This is a genomic window from Pedobacter sp. PLR (genome assembly GCF_026239675.1).
GTDB lineage: Bacteria > Bacteroidota > Bacteroidia > Sphingobacteriales > Sphingobacteriaceae > Pedobacter.
In genome coordinates, this window is the sequence record NZ_JAPIVQ010000007.1 from 1 (window position 1) to 18,735 (window position 18,735).

Genomic DNA, 18,735 nt, shown 5'->3' on the forward strand with positions numbered 1-18,735 from the left:
TTCACAGTCTGTAAATCGTAAAAACAAATCATGCAGGATCTACCAACAACTCAATCCTATCTGTATTCTATGATAAAGCGATCTATAAACAAGCTATCCGGCAGGAAAATCTGAAGAAACCATACTATTTCACTAGTAGCATACCTCATAGAGCTAACATAAACTTACGATCAGCATACCTATACTATATCAGTATATCCAAAAAATTGAATGGGCATGCTATTATGAAGAAGCTAATCAACCTTATATCCTGACAGACACTTTAGCACCAATTCAGAATACATGACCCTCGCAATGTAGAACCCTTATTTACATACACAGTCAAAGACATACCATCCTTGTGTTCTGCTTCAAACGGCATACTCTTTATATATAAGATATCAAACCTGATTATATAATGGTTCCTATAAGCAATAAACAGAACTTAATACTGACCAGTAGAAAGCAAAACCAAAGTACAAGCTTCTACCGGCTCTATATTATTCTCTTTCAAAAGCGTTTCTAGCTCTTCATTCTCTGTACCAGGATTAAAAATAACTCTTTTAGGTTTGGTCTGAAGAATATAATCGTAGTAAGTATGCTGTATATCTTCTCCTATATACAAGGTAATCGTATCTATGTCCTCATGCAAAGTGCCCGGTTGTTCGATCGCTACTCCGGCAACCTCCCCTTTTTTTATTCCAATATTAATAATTGGATGCCCTTTTGCCTTCAACATGTGAGCAGCTTTATAAGCATAACGCATAGGATTTGGGGAAGCCCCAATAATTAATGTATTTTTCATTTTGCTAATATTTAGGTCTACAATACGATTGCAGACCTTATTTTCAAAGTTAAGTTGAATAAGCACGATATTTCAGATGTAACTTGCTCAGCAGAAAATCAAATATGATCAACACCGAGCTAAACTTATCAAAACAAACCATCATACCCGATAGTAAGCAAGTATCCTGACCAGATAAACAACAAAACCAAAGCTCTGTTTTTATTAAGACATTTTAAGAATTGCATTTGCACAATTCACCCCATCAATTGCGGCAGAAACAATACCTCCCGCATAACCGGCACCTTCCGCACAAGGAAATAAACCTGCCACTTGCGGATGTTGATAACTCTCTTTATCTCTTGGAATACGCACTGGTGATGAACTTCTACTTTCTACACCTACTAAAATGGCCTCATTTGTATAATAGCCCTTCATTTTCTTTCCAAAAAACGGCAGGGCATTTCTTAAGCTTGAAGCTACAAAATCAGGCAATGTATCTTTTAGCATCACACTTTTCGTTCCTGGCAGATAAGAGTTTTTAGGCAAATCAATTGACACCCTGTTTTCCACAAAATCCACCATTCTTTGTCCTGGCGCTACAAGATTCCCCCCTCCCAACTGGAAAGCTGTCCGTTCAATCTCTGCTTGAAAATTCATCATTCTTAGTGGATCTGTTCCTTTTACATCATCCAAAGTGATCTGCACTACCGTTCCTGAATTAGCGAATGGGTTATTTCTTTTAGAAGGAGACCATCCATTGACTACAATTTCATTTTCATGGGTAGCACAAGGTGCAATAATTCCGCCTGGACACATACAAAACGAGAAAACGCCCCTACTTCCAACTTGTTCTACTAAACTATAATAAGCTGGAGGCAGAAACTCACTGCGAATATCACAATGATACTGAGCAGCATCAATAATTGCCTGTGGATGTTCAATTCTAACACCCAATGCAAAAGGCTTCGCTTCCACAAGGATACTCTTACTATTTAATAACTCATAAATATCTCTGGCCGAGTGTCCGGTAGCCAAAATAACAGCATTAGCTATCAATTTCTCTTCACCGTTAATAACTACACCTTTAACCTTTCCAAAATCAATCAGGATATCAGTCACTTTCTGATCAAAGCGCACCTCGCCGCCGGCATTAAGAATACGTTCTCTAATTGCGGTGATGATTTGTGGAAGCTTATTTGTCCCAATATGAGGACGGGCATCTACTAAAATATCCTCAGTTGCCCCATGTTCAACAAAAACCTGCAATACCTTATTGATATCCCCACGTTTATTGGAGCGGGTATAAAGTTTACCATCAGAATAAGTTCCTGCGCCGCCTTCGCCATAGCAATAATTGGATTCCGTATTCACGATACCATCCTTATTGATTGCAGCTAAATCTCTCCTACGCTGTTTCACATCCTTACCACGTTCCAAAACAATAGGTTTAAACCCATTTTCGATACATTGTAAAGCAGCAAACAAACCAGCTGGTCCGGCCCCGACAATAATTACCGGCTTTTTCTCACTTACATCTGGATAATTCACCTCAAAAACCTCATTCAAAGGTTCTTCATCAATAAACACTCTAACCTGAAGGCGAAAAATCACTCTTCTTGAACGTGCATCAATAGATCTCTTTAAAATCTTGTACCCTTTAATTCGTGTGGTTTTTATTTCTAAGGCCTCAGATAGGGCGCTTTTTAATATAACTTCCTGTTCAACATCTTCAGGAGCCAGGGTAATTTCTATTTCTTTTTGCATAAATACGTCAGGTTTTTATCCTGAACCGCTACAAATATACGAAATCCTGAGGTGCTGTGAGGAGTGATGATCTTGCGAAATAGCTGGACCGCGACTTTGACAAGCGGTTAATTTAACTGACAGAAATACCGTTTAATTAGGAATTACAGGCTGATTAGTCATTTTTATAAAAACCTGTCATGTTTTTATACAGATTAGTAACAAAGGTACGGAAATTGAGTTCTAATGTGTAAATTAACACTTAGAAAAACAAAACGCAAAACCTGAGCATAACTAACAATTGGCAATCAGGACAATTAAAAACAGAAATTATGAAAAAAACAGTATTAGCAATAGTCGGTATTTTAGTTTTATTAGTAGTCGTAAGCGGATGTGGCTACAATAACCTGGTTAAATTAGATGAAGACGTTAAGGCGAAATGGAACCAGGTAGAAACCCAATATCAAAGACGTTCAGATTTAATCCCTAACCTTGTAAATACCGTAAAAGGTGCTGCTAAATTCGAGCAATCAACTTTAACTCAGGTTACTGAAGCTCGTGCTAAAGCTACTCAGGTAACTATTGACCCTGATAAATTAACACCTGAGAATATAGAAAAATATCAGGCAGCACAAGGGCAAGTGAGTCAAGCCCTTGGACGCTTATTAATGGTAACAGAAAACTATCCTGAATTAAAAGCAACCGAACAATTCAGAGACGTTTCTGCTGAACTTGCAGGAACAGAAAACAGAATTGCTGTAGCACGTAAAGATTTTAACGAAGCAATACAGACCTACAACACTAAAGTAAGGTCTTTCCCTAACAACATTACTGCTGGTATATTTGGTTTTAGCCAAAAAGCAGGCTTTAAAGCGGAAGTTGGTGCAGAAAAAGCACCTAAAGTAGAATTCTAAAATACCGTCACAACATTTAAGGGTAATCCGTGTTTTAGTTAAAAACATGTATTACCCTTATCTTTATCCAGTAATCCTATTATGGGAATTTTCACAGAACAAGAACAAGAATTAATAGCCAATGCGATTTCAGAAGCTGAAAAAGCAACTTCCGGCGAAATCAGAATAGCGGTAGATAAACATTGCGAAGGCGATCCTATGGAGAAAGCAACCGTTTATTTTTCAAAATTAGGAATGGAAAAAACCTCCAGGCACAATGGCGTGCTGATCTACCTGGCTTATATTGATCATAAATTTGCCATCATTGGCGATAGTGGAATCAACAAAGCAGTACCTAAAGATTTCTGGGAAACTACAAAAGTAGCCATGAAAGCCCATTTCTCCGGCGGAAACCTGGTTCAGGGCATTATTGCCGGAATCGTCTTAGCAGGAGAAAAACTGGCCACCTTCTTTCCATTTGAGGGAGGCGACATCAATGAATTACCTAATGAAATTATTTTTATGGACCAATATAAATCTGTAAAGCCATGAAGCAACTGATCATAGCTTTCTTATTTACAATAATCTCCACATTGGGTTTCGCTCAGGACTTTCCAGCGAAGCCAAATAAACTGGTTAATGACTACACAGGAACACTAACTGCCAGTCAGCTACAGCAATTAGAGCAAAAACTCGTAGCCTTTGATGACTCCACTTCTACACAAATCGCTATTGCTATCGTAAAATCGGTGGGCGATTATGATATTGGGGAATATGCACTGGAACTAGGCCGAAAATGGGGCGTAGGTGGTAAAGGCAAAGACAATGGCATCATGATCGTTGCGGCGTTGGGAGATAGAAAAATCTCTATCCAAACGGGTTATGGTGTAGAAGGAGCACTTCCTGATTTATACGTTCGTAGAATAATAGACAACGATATTAAACCATATTTTAAAACCGGTGACTATTATGCCGGACTTCAGGCAGGCACAGATGCCATCATCAGTTATACCAAAGGGGAATACAAGAATGACAAACCCAAAGTTGGTCAAAGTCAGGGAGGAGCAGCTGGTATCATCATTATAATCATCATCGTTATTGTCGTAATCGTCATCCTTAAAAAGGGCGGTGGAAGCGGAGGTGGTGGCCAGGTGATCGGTAGTCGCGGTGTTGCAGATGCTCTTTTCTGGAGTATGTTGCTTAGCGGAGGTAGAGGATCTGGTGGAAGCGGTTTTGGTGGCGGCAGTAGCGGTGGCGGTGGATTTGGCGGCTTCGGCGGAGGTAGTTTTGGTGGCGGTGGTAGTAGTGGTAGCTGGTAAGCCTCATGCTTAGAAGAGACTTAATTACCGCTGAGATGCAAAAGCTGGCTCAGGTACTGGCCCGGATTATGGGGCTGAAATTGGAAGGTAGACTAGAAGAAGCCGACGATCTTTTCAAGGAATCCCTGTTAAAGGAATTTGAAATATCTGAGGAAGACCTTTTATCAGATTCCAACAATGAATTCAACACCCTACTTCATAAAAAAGAGTATCCAGCGGAAAAGCTAGATACATTGAGTCAATTTCTTTATGCATATTTATCACCTTCCTTTGAACCGGAAAGAAATAAGTTGATTGCAGAAAAATTACTCTTGATTTATCAAATGCTGGAAGCGAAACATCATATCGTCAGCATGGTCAATTTGGATCGGCAAAAAAAGATCCAACGATACCTTAATCACTAACATGGAAATATTAAAATGGCAAAAGATTTCATCAAGATACCTGGTGAAAGAACAATGGGCAACTTTACGAGTAGACACTTGTGAGCTCCAGAATGGAAGTACCAAAGATGATTACTTTGTACTTGAATACCCAAACTGGGTGAACGCAGTTGCATTGACAGAAGACAACGAAGTAATTATGGTACGTCAATACCGTCATGGTGCAGATATCATTTCACTGGAAATTCCAGGCGGAGTGATCGATGGCGATGAAAAACCAGAAGATGCTGTAAGGAGAGAATTGCTGGAAGAAACCGGATATTCCTTTAAAACAATCAGTCATTTGGCAACACTTTACCCCAATCCTGCGACAGCCAACAATGTCACCTTTAGCTACCTCCTTACCGGAGGCGTTAAAACACATGAACAACATTTAGATGAGCATGAAATCCTAACTGTTGAGAAATACAGCATTCCAGCCGTTAAACAATTACTAATGGACAATCAAATTGCTCAATCTTTACATGCTTCTGCATTATTTTATGGCCTGATGAAGCTGGAAGCGATTAAATAATTTTTACAAGCTTCAAAAAAAAGCTCCCAAAAAGTTTGATACTTTATGGGAGCTTTTTTATTAACAACCATTGGTTAGGTCATTTTCAATTTCTTTTGAATATCGTGTACATAACCTTTAAAATTCTTGTCTGTATCAATAAGATCCTCCACAGTCTGACAAGCGTAAATCACAGTTGAATGATCTCTACCGCCAAAAAACGCACCTATAGTTTTTAAAGAGGACTTGGTATGGCTTTTAGAAAGATACATGGAAATCTGCCTTGCCTGCACGATTTCACGTTTTCTGGTAGGAGATTTTACCATATCAACAGGAACTTCAAAATATTCACAAACTAATTTCTGAATATATTCCATTGAGATCTCCTTTGAAGTGTTTTTAATAAAGTTCTTCAACATCTGCTTCGCAAGATTCAGGTCAATATCTTTTTTATTTAAAGTAGAGTGGGCCAACAGAGAGACCATTGCGCCTTCCAATTCACGTACATTATTATCAATATTATGGGCTACATATTCTACTACTTCATTAGGAAGTTCGATTCCATCAGCATACATCTTCTTTCTCAGGATCGCGATTCTGGTTTCCAAATCAGGAATTTGCAGATCGGCAGACAATCCCCATTTAAAACGGCTTAACAACCGCTCTTCTAATCCGGCTAAATCTTTCGGGGCCTTATCAGAGGACAGAATCACTTGTTTTCCTGACTGGTGCAAATGGTTGAAAATATGGAAGAATATATCCTGAGTTTTTTCTTTCCCGGCAAAATTGTGAACATCATCCATGATAATCACATCCATTGCCTGGTAAAAATTCACAAAATCATTAATGGTGTTGTTTTTTAACGAATCCACAAACTGTTGACAGAATTTTTCGCAAGAAACATAGATCACCAGTTTATCAGGCATGTTTCGTTTAATCTCATTGCCGATTGCTTGCGCCAAATGCGTCTTACCCAGCCCTACTCCACCATAAATCATTAAAGGATTAAAGGAAGTACCACCAGGTTTAGCCGCAACTGCATATCCTGCCGAACGTGCTAAACGATTACAATCCCCCTCAATATAATTGTCAAAGGTATAATTAGCATTCAACTGAGGATCTACCGTCAGCTTTTTTAAACCCGGTATAATAAATGGATTTCTAATGTCTTTATTTATAGAAACCGGAATGGGCATTGATTGAAACTTGGCTTCCGCGCCATTACCGTTACTTGGCATATTGGTTGTATAGGGTGAACCACTTTTCGAAGATTTGTCCACCACAATATTATACTCCAGTCTTCCCTCTTCACCTAACTGTTTTTTGACCGTCTTTCGGAGCAGTCCAACATAGTGTTCTTCCAGCCATTCATAAAAGAATAAACTCGGTACTTGTATTGTTAAAACATTGCCTTCCAACTTGAGAGCGGATATCGGCTCGAACCAGGTTTTGAAACTCTGGCCGGGTATGTTATCCTTTATGATTTGGAGACAGCTTTTCCATACTTCGGTACAAGTTTTTTCCATTTTTATGATACAATTAGTTAGTTAACAGGGACGATACAGGCACATTGACTATGCCCTTTCTAGATACCGAATATTCAAAAAATTATCAACAAAAAAAACTAAATTTTAATATATTCAGTAAGAAGCTAAATAGCAGAGGATTAGCATAGTTAACCTGAATTTATTATGTGGATAACTATTTTCTAACTTACCTGCTAATATTCCCCAAAAACACTACGCAATACATCTGAAACCTCACCAAGTGTTGCATAAACTTCTACAGCGACCAGGATAAAAGGCATCAGATTCGCTGTACCCTTAGCAGCAACTAACAAATCGTTCAATGCTTTATCCACAGCCACCTGATCCCGTTCAGATTTCAGCTTGTTTAACTTATTTGTCTGAATGGTTCTTATGGATTCATCAATAGTAAATACATCATTGATCCCCTCCTTTTCCTGAGTGAACTTATTCACGCCAACAATGACCCTGCTGCCATCTTCGATTTCTAATTGATACTGGTATGCAGCATTACCAATTTCATTCTGGATGTAGCCGTTTTCTATGGCATTCACTGATCCGCCCATGGCATCGATTTTATCGATATAAATCTGTGCGGCAGTTTCAATTTCATCCGTTAGGTTTTCCACAAAGAAAGAACCGGCCAATGGATCAACCGTATCGGTGATTCCACTTTCAAAGGCTATCACCTGTTGGGTACGCAGAGCGATTTTGGCTGCTGCTTCTGTTGGAAGAGATAAAGCCTCATCATAACCGTTTGTATGTAAGGATTGTGTCCCCCCAAGCACTGCGGCCATGGCCTGACTGGTTACCCTGATCACATTATTCAAGGGCTGTTGTGCGGTTAGCGTAGAGCCCCCCGTCTGGGTATGAAAACGTAACATCTGTGCTTTTTCATCAGTAGCGCCTAAATCTTTGGTAATTTTGGCCCACATTCGTCTTGCTGCGCGAAACTTCGCGATCTCTTCAAAGAAATTATTGTGACAATTGAAGAAAAATGAAAGTCGTTTTGCGAAGACGTTGATATCCAATCCTTTTTCTAAAGCTGCATTTAAATAAGCTTTCCCATTTGCGAGGGTAAAAGCAAGCTCCTGCACAGCTGTAGAGCCTGCTTCCCGAATATGATAACCTGAAATAGAGATCGTATTCCATTTAGGCACCTCCTTACTACAAAATTCAAAAATATCTGTAATGATCCTCATAGAGGATTTTGGCGGATAAATATAAGTACCTCTTGCCGCATACTCCTTCAAAATATCATTCTGTATTGTTCCGGAAATCTGTCTGATATCGGCACCTTGCTTCTTTGCCAGGGCGATGTACATCGCCAACAAAACAGAAGCAGTAGCATTGATGGTCATAGAGGTGGTAATCTTTTGAAGTTCGATTCCTTCGAATAAAATTTCAATATCTTTCAAAGAATCAATTGCGACACCTACCTTTCCCACTTCTCCTTCAGCCATTTCATGATCGGAATCATATCCAATCTGAGTAGGCAAATCAAAAGCAACAGATAAACCCATTGTACCTTGTTTCAACAAGTAATGGTAACGTTTATTCGACTCTTCTGCAGTTGAAAATCCGGCATACTGGCGCATGGTCCATAAACGCCCTCTATACATATCCTTTTGAATCCCTCTGGTATAAGGAAACTCGCCGGGTAATTCAGTCATAGGTTTTGCGCTTGTATATAATTCTTTAATTTCTATACCTGAGGTCGTCGTAATCTTCTTCTCTTCCATAATTAAAACAATTGATGAATATCCTTTTTAATCAGATCCAGCGTCAAATCGTAAGGATTATCAGCAATTTCCGTCATATGTTGCAGTACTTTTTTACTTAAATCCATGCCTGTAGCATGCGCTGGTAGTCCCTGCGCACCATGATTTACCATCGCTAAGGTATCATCTTTAAGTTTACGGATCACATTCCATACCCTTTCAGAAACATACAATTGCTGAGTTACATTATGTTGATATTCAGATCGGATTTCATTTGACACCAAAGCCTGCAAATCCTTTACTGAAATGCCTGACGTATATAGGCGAAGAAATAAATTAGCGGGATTTATCCTTTCCACAAAAACAATAAGGCGTTCGTGTGCCTGAAGGCGTAAGGAAAAAATTTGCGTTTGTTCTTCTTTTTTTCCGGCAAACCTCAATCTAAAATATTTATCAATATCATTTTTGATCAGGTAATAACCAACCGAAACGGTGACTACGCCGGCGACTGTTATTGGTACTACTTCTATTAATAAAGACTCTATGCTCATTCCTTTGTTTAAATACCGTAATAATTAGCGATTAACCCGACAAAAATGTACATTTTATTTATATTTGTTCTTCCTAATTTTAAATAACATGAGTAATACAGTTGATACCGCATTTGCACCGGTTACTTTTACAGAAACTGCTGTGAAAGAACTTTTTAAGTTAAAAGACCAACAAGAAATCGCTGAAGACTTCGGCTTACGTGTAGGAGTAGAAGGTGGTGGTTGCTCAGGAATGAGTTATGTTTTAGGTTTCGATCAAAAGAAAGAAGGAGATCAGGAATATATCATTGATGGCATTAAAGTTTTCATGCATAAAGCACACCAAATGTATTTGATGGGCATGCAGGTAGATTGGCAAGATGGATTAAATTCAAGAGGGTTTACCTTCAACAATCCAAATGCAGCAAGCACATGTGGTTGTGGCACTAGCTTTTCAGCATAAATAGATTTTTATACAGGGAGTTTATTTAGGTTTCCTTTGTAACATTATAACAGGTCTCGTTGTCTTAACAACGGGACTTTTTATTTTTATCCCTTTAAGAATCTTATTTCTAAAGAATGACCTATACAGAAAACGTAAGAATTGCCCTACAATCTATAAAAAGTAATCGGTTACGCACCATGCTAACTGCATTGATCATTGCGATTGGCCTATCTGCTTTAGTAGGAATTCTCACCACCCTGGACGCGGTAAAAACCAGCATGACCGAAGCTTTTTCCAGTATGGGTGCCAACTCCTTTACCATAAGAAACCGCGGTGTAGGCATTCGGATCGGAGGAGGAGGTAAAAGGCCTAAGCCATTCAAGAGCATCCGCTACGAAGATGCCATAGCCTTTAAAAACCAGCTAAATACCCCGGCAACAGTTGCCATCAACGTGATGGTTACTTTCGGCGCCACCATCAAATATGGGACGGAGAAAACCAATCCAAATATTAATATTCAGGGAATTGATGAGAACGGATTGAACTCCATGGGACTTCAACTCACCTCAGGCAGGAACTTCAGTAAAACGGAAGTTGAAAATGGCAACAACGTTTGTATCATCGGAAGTGAGGTTAGTGAAAAGCTATTCAAGAAAGAATCTCCAATAGATAAAATTATCAATGTCGGCGGTAACCGGTTAAAAGTTATCGGGCTGCTCGCTTCAAAAGGGTCCAGTATGGGATTCAGTGGAGACAGGGCCGTATATGTTCCTTTATTAAAAGCCAAGAAAATCAATTCCAATGGGAATCCTTCTTACAATATTGTCGTGATGGTTCCAAACAATGACATGCAGGAAGACATTATTGGCGAGGCCACAGCCGAATTTAGAAACATCAGAAAAGTTAAAGTTGCGGAACCGAATAACTTCGAGATCATTAAAAGCGATGCCATTGCACAAACCCTTTTCGAGAACCTAAAATACGTAGTATGGGGTGGAATTGCGATTGGGGCGATTACCCTGATTGGTGCCTCTATTGGCCTAATGAACATCATGTTGGTTTCTGTTACGGAACGAACCAGGGAAATCGGAATCAGGAAAGCAATAGGTGCAAATCCCTCCGTCATCCGCAAACAGTTTTTAATTGAAGCCGTAATAATCTGTCTGATGGGAGGTGCTTTTGGAATCTTCCTCGGCATTGCCATAGGAAATATCATATCGCTGGCGATGGGTGGATCCTTTATCATTCCATGGTTATGGATCTTTGGAGGATTTGTACTTTGTGTACTCGTAGGTATTATGTCAGGATATTATCCTGCTAAAAAAGCATCCAAATTAGATCCTGTAGAAGCATTAAGATATGAATAATTAAAAACCGAATATAAACAAGAAGGGCCATCTTTTTAAAGATGGCCCTTCTTGTTTATATTACTAAGGATTATCGGCCTTGGTATTGTGTTTCATAATATGCCTTGTAGTTTCCAGAAGTCACATTTGAAAGCCATTCTTCATTTTCAAGGTACCATTCTACTGTTTTCTCCAGTCCTTCTTCAAACTGAAGACTAGGCACCCAGTTTAGTTTGTTTTGCAATTTAGTAGAATCAATCGCATAACGTAGGTCGTGCCCTGCTCTATCTGTTACAAAAGAAATCAATTTGGCCGAATCACCAGGAGTTCTGTTCAGCTTGCGGTCCATGATGTCACATAGCAAATGAATAAGATCGATGTTTTTCCATTCGTTATGTCCACCGATGTTATACGTTTCACCAGTTGCTGCTTCATGAAAGATCACATCAATTGCACGCGCATGATCTTCTACCCAAAGCCAGTCTCTCACATTCTCCCCTTTTCCATAAACAGGAACAGGCAAATTGTTTTTGATATTGTTGATCGCTAATGGGATCAACTTCTCAGGAAAATGGTGAGAACCATAGTTATTTGAGCAATTAGAAATTACTACATCCAAACCATAAGTATCATGGTAAGCTCTCACAAAATGGTCAGAAGAAGCTTTCGATGCAGAGTAAGGACTATGCGGATCATAAGCCGTTGTTTCTGTAAACATTCCGGTTTCGCCTAAAGCGCCATATACTTCATCAGTAGACACATGATAGAAACGTTTCTTGTCATAATCACCTTTCCAATGCGCTCTTGCTGCATTTAATAGATTTACGGTACCGATTACATTTGTCATCACAAATGCAGTTGGATCCACAATAGATCTGTCCACATGAGATTCTGCGGCCAAATGGATGACCGCATCAAAATTCTCTTGCTCAAATAAATCGTTCATAGCGATAGCATCAGTAATATCAGCCTTCACAAAACGATAATTCGGCAAATCTTCTACATCAGTTAAGTTTGCCAGATTTCCGGCATACGTTAATACGTCAAGATTCAGGATTTCATAATCCGGATAATTGCTCACAAAGCGGCGTACCACATGTGAACCAATAAATCCAGCTCCACCCGTTATCAATATTTTCTTTTTCATTTCGATAGATTTCATTTTAAAAACTTCAGATTTCCCTTAAATCTCTTTAGGCAAACCCAATTCTTCAGCAACAGGAGCCGTTTTGTGTTGATACAATTTCGCCAGAACCTCATTAAAACCTTGTTTAAGATCAAATTGAGTTTCCTCGTGCATTTTAAGATACTTGTTGTATACTGAAAATACAGATTTAGCAAAGTAGATCATTAACTTTTCATTGAACTTATGCAAAGTAGAAAATACACCTTCATTGAAATCAATGGGAATCCCTTTGAAAAGATGAATTCGTAATTCGATTTCGCTGTTCAAGTCTTTAGTCACCTTAAAATGGTGGGTAATGCTGCCGTTTAACTTCCTCATTTTAAGTAAAGCCTCTTTAGCATTCCTCCTTTTATTGAACATCAGCTCATCGATTTCCTCATCAATCTTTGCGGTAAGCTGCTCCTGTCTTTCCACCAAATCCTGCTCCCCTTCCATTAATAAAAAGTGCAAGTGTTCCGTCAGGATTTTATCTTTCGCGATCAACCGGAGCAACAGCTTATCCTTTTCCTTTTCAGGAAGAGATTTAATTTCCAGCTTGAGGTCTTTATGTTCGCTTAGTAACATCTAAAAAGGATTGTCTTTTAAGTATTTCTCCCAATTCCATGCAGAAGACATCATTACATTGATATCACGTTCAGCTTTCCATCCTAAATCTCTTGCTGATTTAGTCACATCACCCCAAACTTTTTCAATATCACCTTCTCTTCTTGCTCCGATAGTATAGCTTAATTTTTCACCGGTTGCTTTTTCAAAAGCTTCAATAACCTGTAATACCGTAGTACCTGTACCAGTTCCTAAATTGAAAACTTCATAATTTGATTCCGCTTTATTGCTTTCCAGACGTTGAATTGCTGCCACATGCGCTTTAGCTAAATCTACAACATGGATATAATCTCTGATTGCACTACCATCCGGGGTATCATAATCATTTCCATAAACCGTAATCGGACCACGTTTTCCTATGGCCGACTGGGTAATAAAAGGAACCAGATTTTGTGGAACACCAATTGGCAATTCACCAATTAATGCAGAGTCATGAGCACCTACCGGGTTAAAATAACGTAAAGCAATCACATTCATTTCTGGAGTTACGGCACAACTTTCCTGCAAAATCTCTTCTGCAATCTGTTTCGTATTACCATAAGGTGATTCTGCTTTTTTAACCGGAGCAGCTTCGGTAACCGGTAATACGTCAGGTTGACCATAAACTGTACAAGAAGAAGAAAACACAAGATTTACCTTGCTGTTAAAGCCATTGATGACATTAATCAAGGAATAAAAATTGTTTCTATAGTATTTTAGAGGCTGTTGAACAGATTCACCCACAGCTTTGAATGCAGCAAAATGAATTACACCTGAGATATCAGTATTTGCTTCAACAAAAGCTTTAACTTTTCCTTCATCACATAAATCTAATTCAACGAATTCAGGTACTCTTCCAGTAATCGCTTCGATCTGTTTAAGGATTTTAGGATTAGAGTTAGAAAAATCATCAACGATCACTACATCATATCCTGCATTGTAAAGCTCTACCACGGTATGTGATCCAATAAAACCGGTACCACCAGTTACTAGTATTTTCGACATTATTATATATTAACGGTTATAAGTTGTAAAATCTTTGTGTTCTTTATTTACCAATGCTTCTGCTGGCAAAGACTTGAAATACTCGTAAGTAATTTTCAAACCTTCTGCCCTGCTCACTTTAGGTTCCCAGCCCAAAAGCTCACGGGCTTTAGTAATATCCGGACGTCTTTGCTTTGGATCATCCACTGGTAAATCACGCAGCACCAATTTTTGAGTAGTACCGGTTAATTTGATAATTTCTTCACCAAACTGCTTGATAGTGATCTCATCAGGATTACCAATATTTACCGGCATTGCATAATCGCTAAGCAACAACCTGTAAATACCTTCTACTAAATCATCCACATAACAGAAAGAACGGGTTTGAGAACCATCACCAAATACAGTAAGGTCTTCACCACGTAAAGCTTGTCCGATGAAAGCAGGTAAAACACGACCATCATTCAGGCGCATTCTTGGACCATAAGTATTAAATATCCTTACAATTCTGGTTTCTAAACCATGGAAAGTATGGTAAGCCATAGTCATCGCTTCCTGAAAACGTTTCGCCTCATCGTATACTCCTCTCGGACCGACAGGGTTTACATTACCCCAGTATTCTTCAGGCTGAGGATTTACATTTGGATCACCATAGACTTCCGAAGTGGAAGCGATCAGCATTCTGGCATTTTTACTTTTCGCAAGGCCTAATAAATTATGAGTCCCTAATGAACCTACCTTTAACGTTTGAATTGGTATTTTCAGATAGTCAATCGGACTTGCCGGTGAGGCAAAGTGCAAGATATAATCTAACTCGCCTGCTACATAAACGAATTTTGATACGTCATGGTGTGCAAACTCAAAGTTTTCCAGTTTGAACAAATGTGCAATATTCTCAAGATCTCCGGTAATCAGGTTATCCATCGCAATCACATGATAATCTTCTTTGATAAAACGATCACATAAATGTGAACCCAGGAAGCCTGCTGCTCCGGTAATCAATACTCTTTTACGTCCCATTACCCTATTAATTTACGACCAATACTATTATAATAATAACCCAGCTCGATCATTTTTTCCAGATCGTACAAATTACGTCCGTCAAAAATCACCTTATTACCCAGGTTTTCTTCCATTCTTTCAAAATCAGGATTTCTAAAAACAGACCATTCTGTAGCGATCAATAGTGCATCTGCATCGTGCAATGCCTCATACTGATTGGTAACAAAGCTGATTTTATCCCCTAAAAGACGTTTTACATTATCCATTCCTTCCGGATCAAAAGCGGCAACCGTTGCACCATGTTTCAGCAACTCATCGATAATGTATAAAGCTGGCGCCTCACGGATATCGTCAGTTTCCGGTTTGAAGGCCAATCCCCATAGCGCAAAATGCTTGCCTTTCAGGTCGCCTTTATAATATTTAAGCAGTTTGTCTACCAAAACTGTCTTTTGTTTCTCATTCACATCCATCACCGCTTTCAGGATCTGGAAATCATATTGATGCTCATCGGCAGATTTAGCCAAAGCCTGAACATCTTTGGGGAAGCAACTTCCTCCGTATCCGATACCAGGAAAAAGGAAACGTTTACCGATTCTTGCATCAGAACCAATTCCTTTACGCACTGCATCAACATCCGCACCCACAATTTCGCAAAGATTTGCAACCTCGTTCATGAATGTGATTTTTGTAGCAAGGAAAGAGTTTGCTGCATATTTTGTCAGCTCAGAAGAACGCTCGTCCATAAACAGGATTGGATTACCTTGTCTAACATACGGGCCATATAATTCTGCCATTAATTTCTGTGCTTTTTCACTTTTAGTACCGATCACTACGCGATCAGGTTTCATGAAATCTTCTACAGCTACCCCTTCACGAAGAAATTCAGGATTAGAAACCACATCAATTTCAATGTTTGTGTTTGCCTCAAAAACCGCACGGACTTTATCTGCTGTTCCAACCGGTACTGTAGATTTGTTGACGATCACCTTGTATTCCGTAACCAATTTAGAAATATCTTTTGCAGCACCCAGGATATAGGAAAGATCGGCAGCACCATCACCACCCGGAGGCGTAGGTAAAGCCATAAATATAATCTGTGCATCCTGAATACCATGTGCCAGATCAGTCGTAAAAGTTAACCTGCCCTGAGCAATATTTCTATGAAATAATACATCAAGTCCTGGTTCATAGATAGGTACCTGACCATCCTGCATCTTCTTTACCTTTGCTGCATCTATATCCACACAAATTACTGTGTTTCCTGTCTCTGCAAGGCAGGTACCAGTAACTAAACCCACATATCCTGTTCCAATAACAGCTATTTTCATATATTAATTACGTTTTAATTTTAATGAAGTATCTTCGGCTAAGATAATAAATAAACACACAAAATGCTTTGGCTTTATAATATTGGAATCTCTTTTTATGGATTAGTGGTGGGCGTATTTTCCTTATTTAATGTAAAGGCAAAACTGTTTATCAAAGGAAGATCAGGACTTTTCAAGCAAATAGAAAACACGCTTGACCAGTCTAAAACAAACATATGGTTTCATTTCGCCTCTCTTGGTGAATTTGAACAGGGAAGACCCGTTCTGGAAAAAATTAAAAAACAATATCCAGATAAAAATATAGTCATCACATTTTTCTCTCCTTCCGGATATGAAATCAGGAAAAACTATACCCTTGCAGCTGGTGTATTTTACCTGCCATTAGATACTGCGGCAAATGCCCGAAAATTCATTGCGGCAATCAAACCTGAAATCGCCATCTTCACTAAATACGAATTCTGGTACCACTATTTCAAGGTGTTAAATCAGCAAAACATACCATTATATATTATCTCCGGGATTTTCCGTCCGGATCAGATATTTTTCAAATGGTACGGTTCCTTTCAACGAAAAATACTGAGTTTTGTGACACATTTCTTCGTACAAAACCAACAGAGTGTTAACTTATTAAAAACCATCCAACTGGAAAATGTGAGTCTTAGCGGCGATACCCGTTTTGACCGTGTAGCAGAAAATGCACAATTGCCAAAAACAATTAAAGAGGTCGCAGATTTCTGCGGAACTAACCCTGTATTTATTGCCGGAAGTAGCTGGCCGGCCGACGAGCGTCTGATCGCTGGTCTGATCCATCAACATCCGGACTGGAAATTCATCATCGCACCACATGAAACGGATGCTGCCCATATTGAAGAAATAAAAAAACTCATTCCCGCAGCGATTACCCATTCCTCCTTATTAAAAGACAGCAATACCAATGCTCAAACCTTAATTATAGACAATATAGGGATGCTTTCTTCCTTATACCAATATGGTTCCATCGCTTATATCGGTGGCGGATTTGGGGTAGGAATCCACAACACCCTGGAAGCAGCTGCATTTGGAATACCTGTTATTTTTGGCCCAAAATATGATAAATTCCAGGAGGCAAAAGATCTGATTGAAATTGGTGCGGCAATTAGTATCGAAACAGAAAGCGATCTTTCTACCGCTTTTCTGCAATTCAAAAAGAATGCAGCCGCGGGAAAGATCGCTCAGAAATATGTACAGGATAAAACCGGTTCTACCCGTCAGATCCTTGATTATATAGCAGGTAATTTTTAGTGTTTCACCAGAAACTATGATTTTTTTATCGGTTATGAAGCTACCATAACATAGTTATTAAGTTCGTAAGTTTATGATGGTTTCACCATTGCAACAAGAGCATCGATAAATTTAGGGTCATCATTTAAGCTGGCCACCAACTGAACTTCCTCACCGCCAAGGGCTCTGAACTCTTCGTGGTACTCCACACTAACCTCATAAAGAGTCTCCAGACAATCGGCCACAAAAGCAGGACAAAATACCAGAAGTCTCTTTTTACCTTTTTCCGCAAGCTCTTTTAAAACATCGCTGGTATAAGGTTGTACCCATGGCTCTTTACCCAATCTCGATTGGAAACATACTGAATATTTTTCGGCAGGAATATTTAATTTTTTGGCGATCAATCTGGCGGTATCATGGCATTGTGCAGAATAGCAAAACTTGTTGACATCCGTTAAAGTGCTGCAGCAATCGTCTTTTTTCAAACAATGTTGTCCGGTATGGTCACATTTCTTTAATTGTCTTTCCGGCAAGCCGTGGAAACTAAATAAAATCTGATCATAGCTTTCCGGCTGATACTTTTTTGCATTTTCAGCGAAAGTATCAATCATCAATTCGTTATCATGGAAAGAGTTAACGAAACTAATTGGTGGCACAGTTTGCCATTTACTCACCAGTTCCATCACTTTTTGAATCACGGAACCTGTGCTTGCAGAGGCGTATTGCGGGAATAGAGGAATCACCTGAATACTTTCTACCAGACCTGCTTTTAGTCTGTCCAGACCAGCATCTATAGAAGGATTTTGGTAACGCATGGCCAATTCAACCTGGTATTCATCACCCAGTTTCTCCTGAACCATCGCTGCCTGAATTTTACTGAAATACAATAGAGGCGATCCATTTTCGTCCCAGATCTCTTTATATAATTTAGAAGTTTTAGGGCTACGGAAGGGAACGATAATTCCTTTCACCAATAATGTTCTTTGAAAAGCGTTGATGTCAATCACGCGCTCATCCATCAAAAACTCATCAAGATATCTCCGTACATCACTTACTTCCGGACTATCCGGAGTTCCTAAATTTACCAGCAGTATGCCCTTTTTTCCCATAATTTTAGCAAAAATAATTAATCAATTGATTATAACCCCGTATCTATAAGGGGAAAATC

Annotated in this window: 19 protein-coding genes; 8 read left to right on the forward strand and 11 right to left on the reverse strand. The window is 39.1% G+C overall.

Annotation, left to right across the window (positions count from 1 at the left end):
* Window positions 1-424: 424 nt before the first annotated feature.
* Entirely contained in the window at window positions 425-784 is a 360-nt protein-coding gene (locus OQX61_RS17440) for a CoA-binding protein (RefSeq protein WP_265843084.1), read from the reverse strand.
* Between the two features lie 204 nt (window positions 785-988).
* On the reverse strand, window positions 989-2,530 hold the full coding sequence (locus OQX61_RS17445; RefSeq protein WP_265843085.1) for an FAD-dependent protein: 1,542 nt from the start codon (window positions 2,528-2,530) through the stop codon (window positions 989-991).
* 311 nt (window positions 2,531-2,841) lie between these two features.
* Here OQX61_RS17445 and OQX61_RS17450 point away from each other — a divergent pair, with 311 nt between their 5' ends.
* The 5 genes from OQX61_RS17450 to OQX61_RS17470 all read left to right on the forward strand — a co-directional run bounded on the left by OQX61_RS17450 (window position 2,842) and on the right by OQX61_RS17470 (window position 5,678).
* A complete protein-coding gene (locus OQX61_RS17450) occupies window positions 2,842-3,423 on the forward strand; it encodes a LemA family protein (RefSeq protein ID WP_265843086.1) in 582 nt (193 codons plus the stop codon).
* An 81-nt stretch (window positions 3,424-3,504) separates the two neighbouring features.
* On the forward strand, window positions 3,505-3,954 hold the full coding sequence (locus tag OQX61_RS17455) for a TPM domain-containing protein (RefSeq protein WP_265843087.1): 450 nt from the start codon (window positions 3,505-3,507) through the stop codon (window positions 3,952-3,954).
* Window positions 3,951-4,721, forward strand: coding sequence for a TPM domain-containing protein (locus tag OQX61_RS17460; RefSeq protein WP_265843088.1), 771 nt, complete (start codon window positions 3,951-3,953; stop codon window positions 4,719-4,721). Before OQX61_RS17455 ends, OQX61_RS17460 begins: the two co-directional genes overlap by 4 nt.
* Window positions 4,722-4,756: 35 nt before the next feature.
* On the forward strand, window positions 4,757-5,125 hold the full coding sequence (locus OQX61_RS17465) for a hypothetical protein (RefSeq protein ID WP_265843089.1): 369 nt from the start codon (window positions 4,757-4,759) through the stop codon (window positions 5,123-5,125).
* Window position 5,126: 1 nt separating this feature from the next.
* Window positions 5,127-5,678, forward strand: a complete 552-nt coding sequence (locus OQX61_RS17470) for an NUDIX hydrolase (protein ID WP_265843090.1) — start codon at window positions 5,127-5,129, stop codon at window positions 5,676-5,678.
* A gap of 74 nt (window positions 5,679-5,752) precedes the next feature.
* Here OQX61_RS17470 and dnaA read toward each other — a convergent pair whose 3' ends face one another.
* From dnaA to OQX61_RS17485, 3 genes are all read right to left on the reverse strand, one after another.
* Window positions 5,753-7,183 (reverse strand): chromosomal replication initiator protein DnaA, encoded by a 1,431-nt coding sequence (gene dnaA / locus OQX61_RS17475; protein ID WP_265843091.1) that lies wholly within the window; start codon window positions 7,181-7,183, stop codon window positions 5,753-5,755.
* Window positions 7,184-7,377: 194 nt separating this feature from the next.
* A complete protein-coding gene (locus OQX61_RS17480; protein ID WP_265843092.1) occupies window positions 7,378-8,925 on the reverse strand; it encodes a methylmalonyl-CoA mutase family protein in 1,548 nt (515 codons plus the stop codon).
* A 2-nt stretch (window positions 8,926-8,927) separates the two neighbouring features.
* Window positions 8,928-9,455, reverse strand: a complete 528-nt coding sequence (locus OQX61_RS17485) for a hypothetical protein (RefSeq protein ID WP_265843093.1) — start codon at window positions 9,453-9,455, stop codon at window positions 8,928-8,930.
* Between the two features lie 88 nt (window positions 9,456-9,543).
* Here OQX61_RS17485 and OQX61_RS17490 point away from each other — a divergent pair, with 88 nt between their 5' ends.
* Both OQX61_RS17490 and OQX61_RS17495 read left to right on the forward strand, forming a co-directional pair.
* Entirely contained in the window at window positions 9,544-9,897 is a 354-nt protein-coding gene (locus OQX61_RS17490; protein ID WP_074608891.1) for an iron-sulfur cluster assembly accessory protein, read from the forward strand.
* Between the two features lie 116 nt (window positions 9,898-10,013).
* On the forward strand, window positions 10,014-11,246 hold the full coding sequence (locus OQX61_RS17495; RefSeq protein ID WP_265843094.1) for an ABC transporter permease: 1,233 nt from the start codon (window positions 10,014-10,016) through the stop codon (window positions 11,244-11,246).
* Window positions 11,247-11,316: 70 nt separating this feature from the next.
* On the opposite strand, the gene rfbB is transcribed toward OQX61_RS17495, so the two are convergent.
* The 5 genes from rfbB to OQX61_RS17520 are packed head-to-tail and all read right to left on the reverse strand — an operon-like array spanning window position 11,317 to window position 16,307.
* Window positions 11,317-12,372: a dTDP-glucose 4,6-dehydratase gene (gene rfbB, locus OQX61_RS17500; protein ID WP_265843095.1), complete on the reverse strand. Its 1,056-nt coding sequence runs from the start codon at window positions 12,370-12,372 to the stop codon at window positions 11,317-11,319.
* A gap of 36 nt (window positions 12,373-12,408) precedes the next feature.
* On the reverse strand, window positions 12,409-12,975 hold the full coding sequence (locus OQX61_RS17505) for a hypothetical protein (RefSeq protein ID WP_265843096.1): 567 nt from the start codon (window positions 12,973-12,975) through the stop codon (window positions 12,409-12,411).
* Entirely contained in the window at window positions 12,976-13,998 is a 1,023-nt protein-coding gene (gene galE, locus OQX61_RS17510) for a UDP-glucose 4-epimerase GalE (protein ID WP_265843097.1), read from the reverse strand.
* Between the two features lie 9 nt (window positions 13,999-14,007).
* On the reverse strand, window positions 14,008-14,997 hold the full coding sequence (locus tag OQX61_RS17515; RefSeq protein ID WP_265843098.1) for a UDP-glucuronic acid decarboxylase family protein: 990 nt from the start codon (window positions 14,995-14,997) through the stop codon (window positions 14,008-14,010).
* Complete coding sequence (locus OQX61_RS17520; protein ID WP_265843099.1) at window positions 14,997-16,307, reverse strand: UDP-glucose/GDP-mannose dehydrogenase family protein; 1,311 nt, start codon at window positions 16,305-16,307, stop codon at window positions 14,997-14,999. The genes OQX61_RS17515 and OQX61_RS17520 overlap by 1 nt, the downstream gene beginning before the upstream one ends.
* A 63-nt stretch (window positions 16,308-16,370) precedes the next feature.
* On the opposite strand from OQX61_RS17520, the gene OQX61_RS17525 reads away from it, so the two are divergent.
* On the forward strand, window positions 16,371-17,588 hold the full coding sequence (locus OQX61_RS17525; protein WP_265843100.1) for a glycosyltransferase N-terminal domain-containing protein: 1,218 nt from the start codon (window positions 16,371-16,373) through the stop codon (window positions 17,586-17,588).
* Between the two features lie 71 nt (window positions 17,589-17,659).
* Here OQX61_RS17525 and hemH read toward each other — a convergent pair whose 3' ends face one another.
* Window positions 17,660-18,676 (reverse strand): ferrochelatase, encoded by a 1,017-nt coding sequence (gene hemH, locus OQX61_RS17530; RefSeq protein ID WP_265843101.1) that lies wholly within the window; start codon window positions 18,674-18,676, stop codon window positions 17,660-17,662.
* Window positions 18,677-18,735: the final 59 nt, after the last annotated feature.

Bases quoted from the DNA above. Each gene is read 5' to 3' on its own strand.
- OQX61_RS17505 (WP_265843096.1), bottom strand. From the start codon at position 12,975: ATGTTACTAAGCGAACATAAAGACCTCAAGCTGGAAATTAAATCTCTT.
- OQX61_RS17480 (WP_265843092.1), bottom strand. From the start codon at position 8,925: ATGGAAGAGAAGAAGATTACGACGACCTCAGGTATAGAAATTAAAGAA.
- OQX61_RS17495 (WP_265843094.1), top strand. From the start codon at position 10,014: ATGACCTATACAGAAAACGTAAGAATTGCCCTACAATCTATAAAAAGT.
- hemH (WP_265843101.1), bottom strand. From the start codon at position 18,676: ATGGGAAAAAAGGGCATACTGCTGGTAAATTTAGGAACTCCGGATAGT.
- OQX61_RS17470 (WP_265843090.1), top strand. From the start codon at position 5,127: ATGGAAATATTAAAATGGCAAAAGATTTCATCAAGATACCTGGTGAAA.
- OQX61_RS17520 (WP_265843099.1), bottom strand. From the start codon at position 16,307: ATGAAAATAGCTGTTATTGGAACAGGATATGTGGGTTTAGTTACTGGT.
- dnaA (WP_265843091.1), bottom strand. From the start codon at position 7,183: ATGGAAAAAACTTGTACCGAAGTATGGAAAAGCTGTCTCCAAATCATA.
- OQX61_RS17525 (WP_265843100.1), top strand. From the start codon at position 16,371: ATGCTTTGGCTTTATAATATTGGAATCTCTTTTTATGGATTAGTGGTG.
- rfbB (WP_265843095.1), bottom strand. From the start codon at position 12,372: ATGAAAAAGAAAATATTGATAACGGGTGGAGCTGGATTTATTGGTTCA.
- OQX61_RS17450 (WP_265843086.1), top strand. From the start codon at position 2,842: ATGAAAAAAACAGTATTAGCAATAGTCGGTATTTTAGTTTTATTAGTA.
- OQX61_RS17465 (WP_265843089.1), top strand. From the start codon at position 4,757: ATGCAAAAGCTGGCTCAGGTACTGGCCCGGATTATGGGGCTGAAATTG.
- OQX61_RS17455 (WP_265843087.1), top strand. From the start codon at position 3,505: ATGGGAATTTTCACAGAACAAGAACAAGAATTAATAGCCAATGCGATT.
- OQX61_RS17460 (WP_265843088.1), top strand. From the start codon at position 3,951: ATGAAGCAACTGATCATAGCTTTCTTATTTACAATAATCTCCACATTG.
- OQX61_RS17445 (WP_265843085.1), bottom strand. From the start codon at position 2,530: ATGCAAAAAGAAATAGAAATTACCCTGGCTCCTGAAGATGTTGAACAG.
- galE (WP_265843097.1), bottom strand. From the start codon at position 13,998: ATGTCGAAAATACTAGTAACTGGTGGTACCGGTTTTATTGGATCACAT.
- OQX61_RS17485 (WP_265843093.1), bottom strand. From the start codon at position 9,455: ATGAGCATAGAGTCTTTATTAATAGAAGTAGTACCAATAACAGTCGCC.
- OQX61_RS17490 (WP_074608891.1), top strand. From the start codon at position 9,544: ATGAGTAATACAGTTGATACCGCATTTGCACCGGTTACTTTTACAGAA.
- OQX61_RS17515 (WP_265843098.1), bottom strand. From the start codon at position 14,997: ATGGGACGTAAAAGAGTATTGATTACCGGAGCAGCAGGCTTCCTGGGT.
- OQX61_RS17440 (WP_265843084.1), bottom strand. From the start codon at position 784: ATGAAAAATACATTAATTATTGGGGCTTCCCCAAATCCTATGCGTTAT.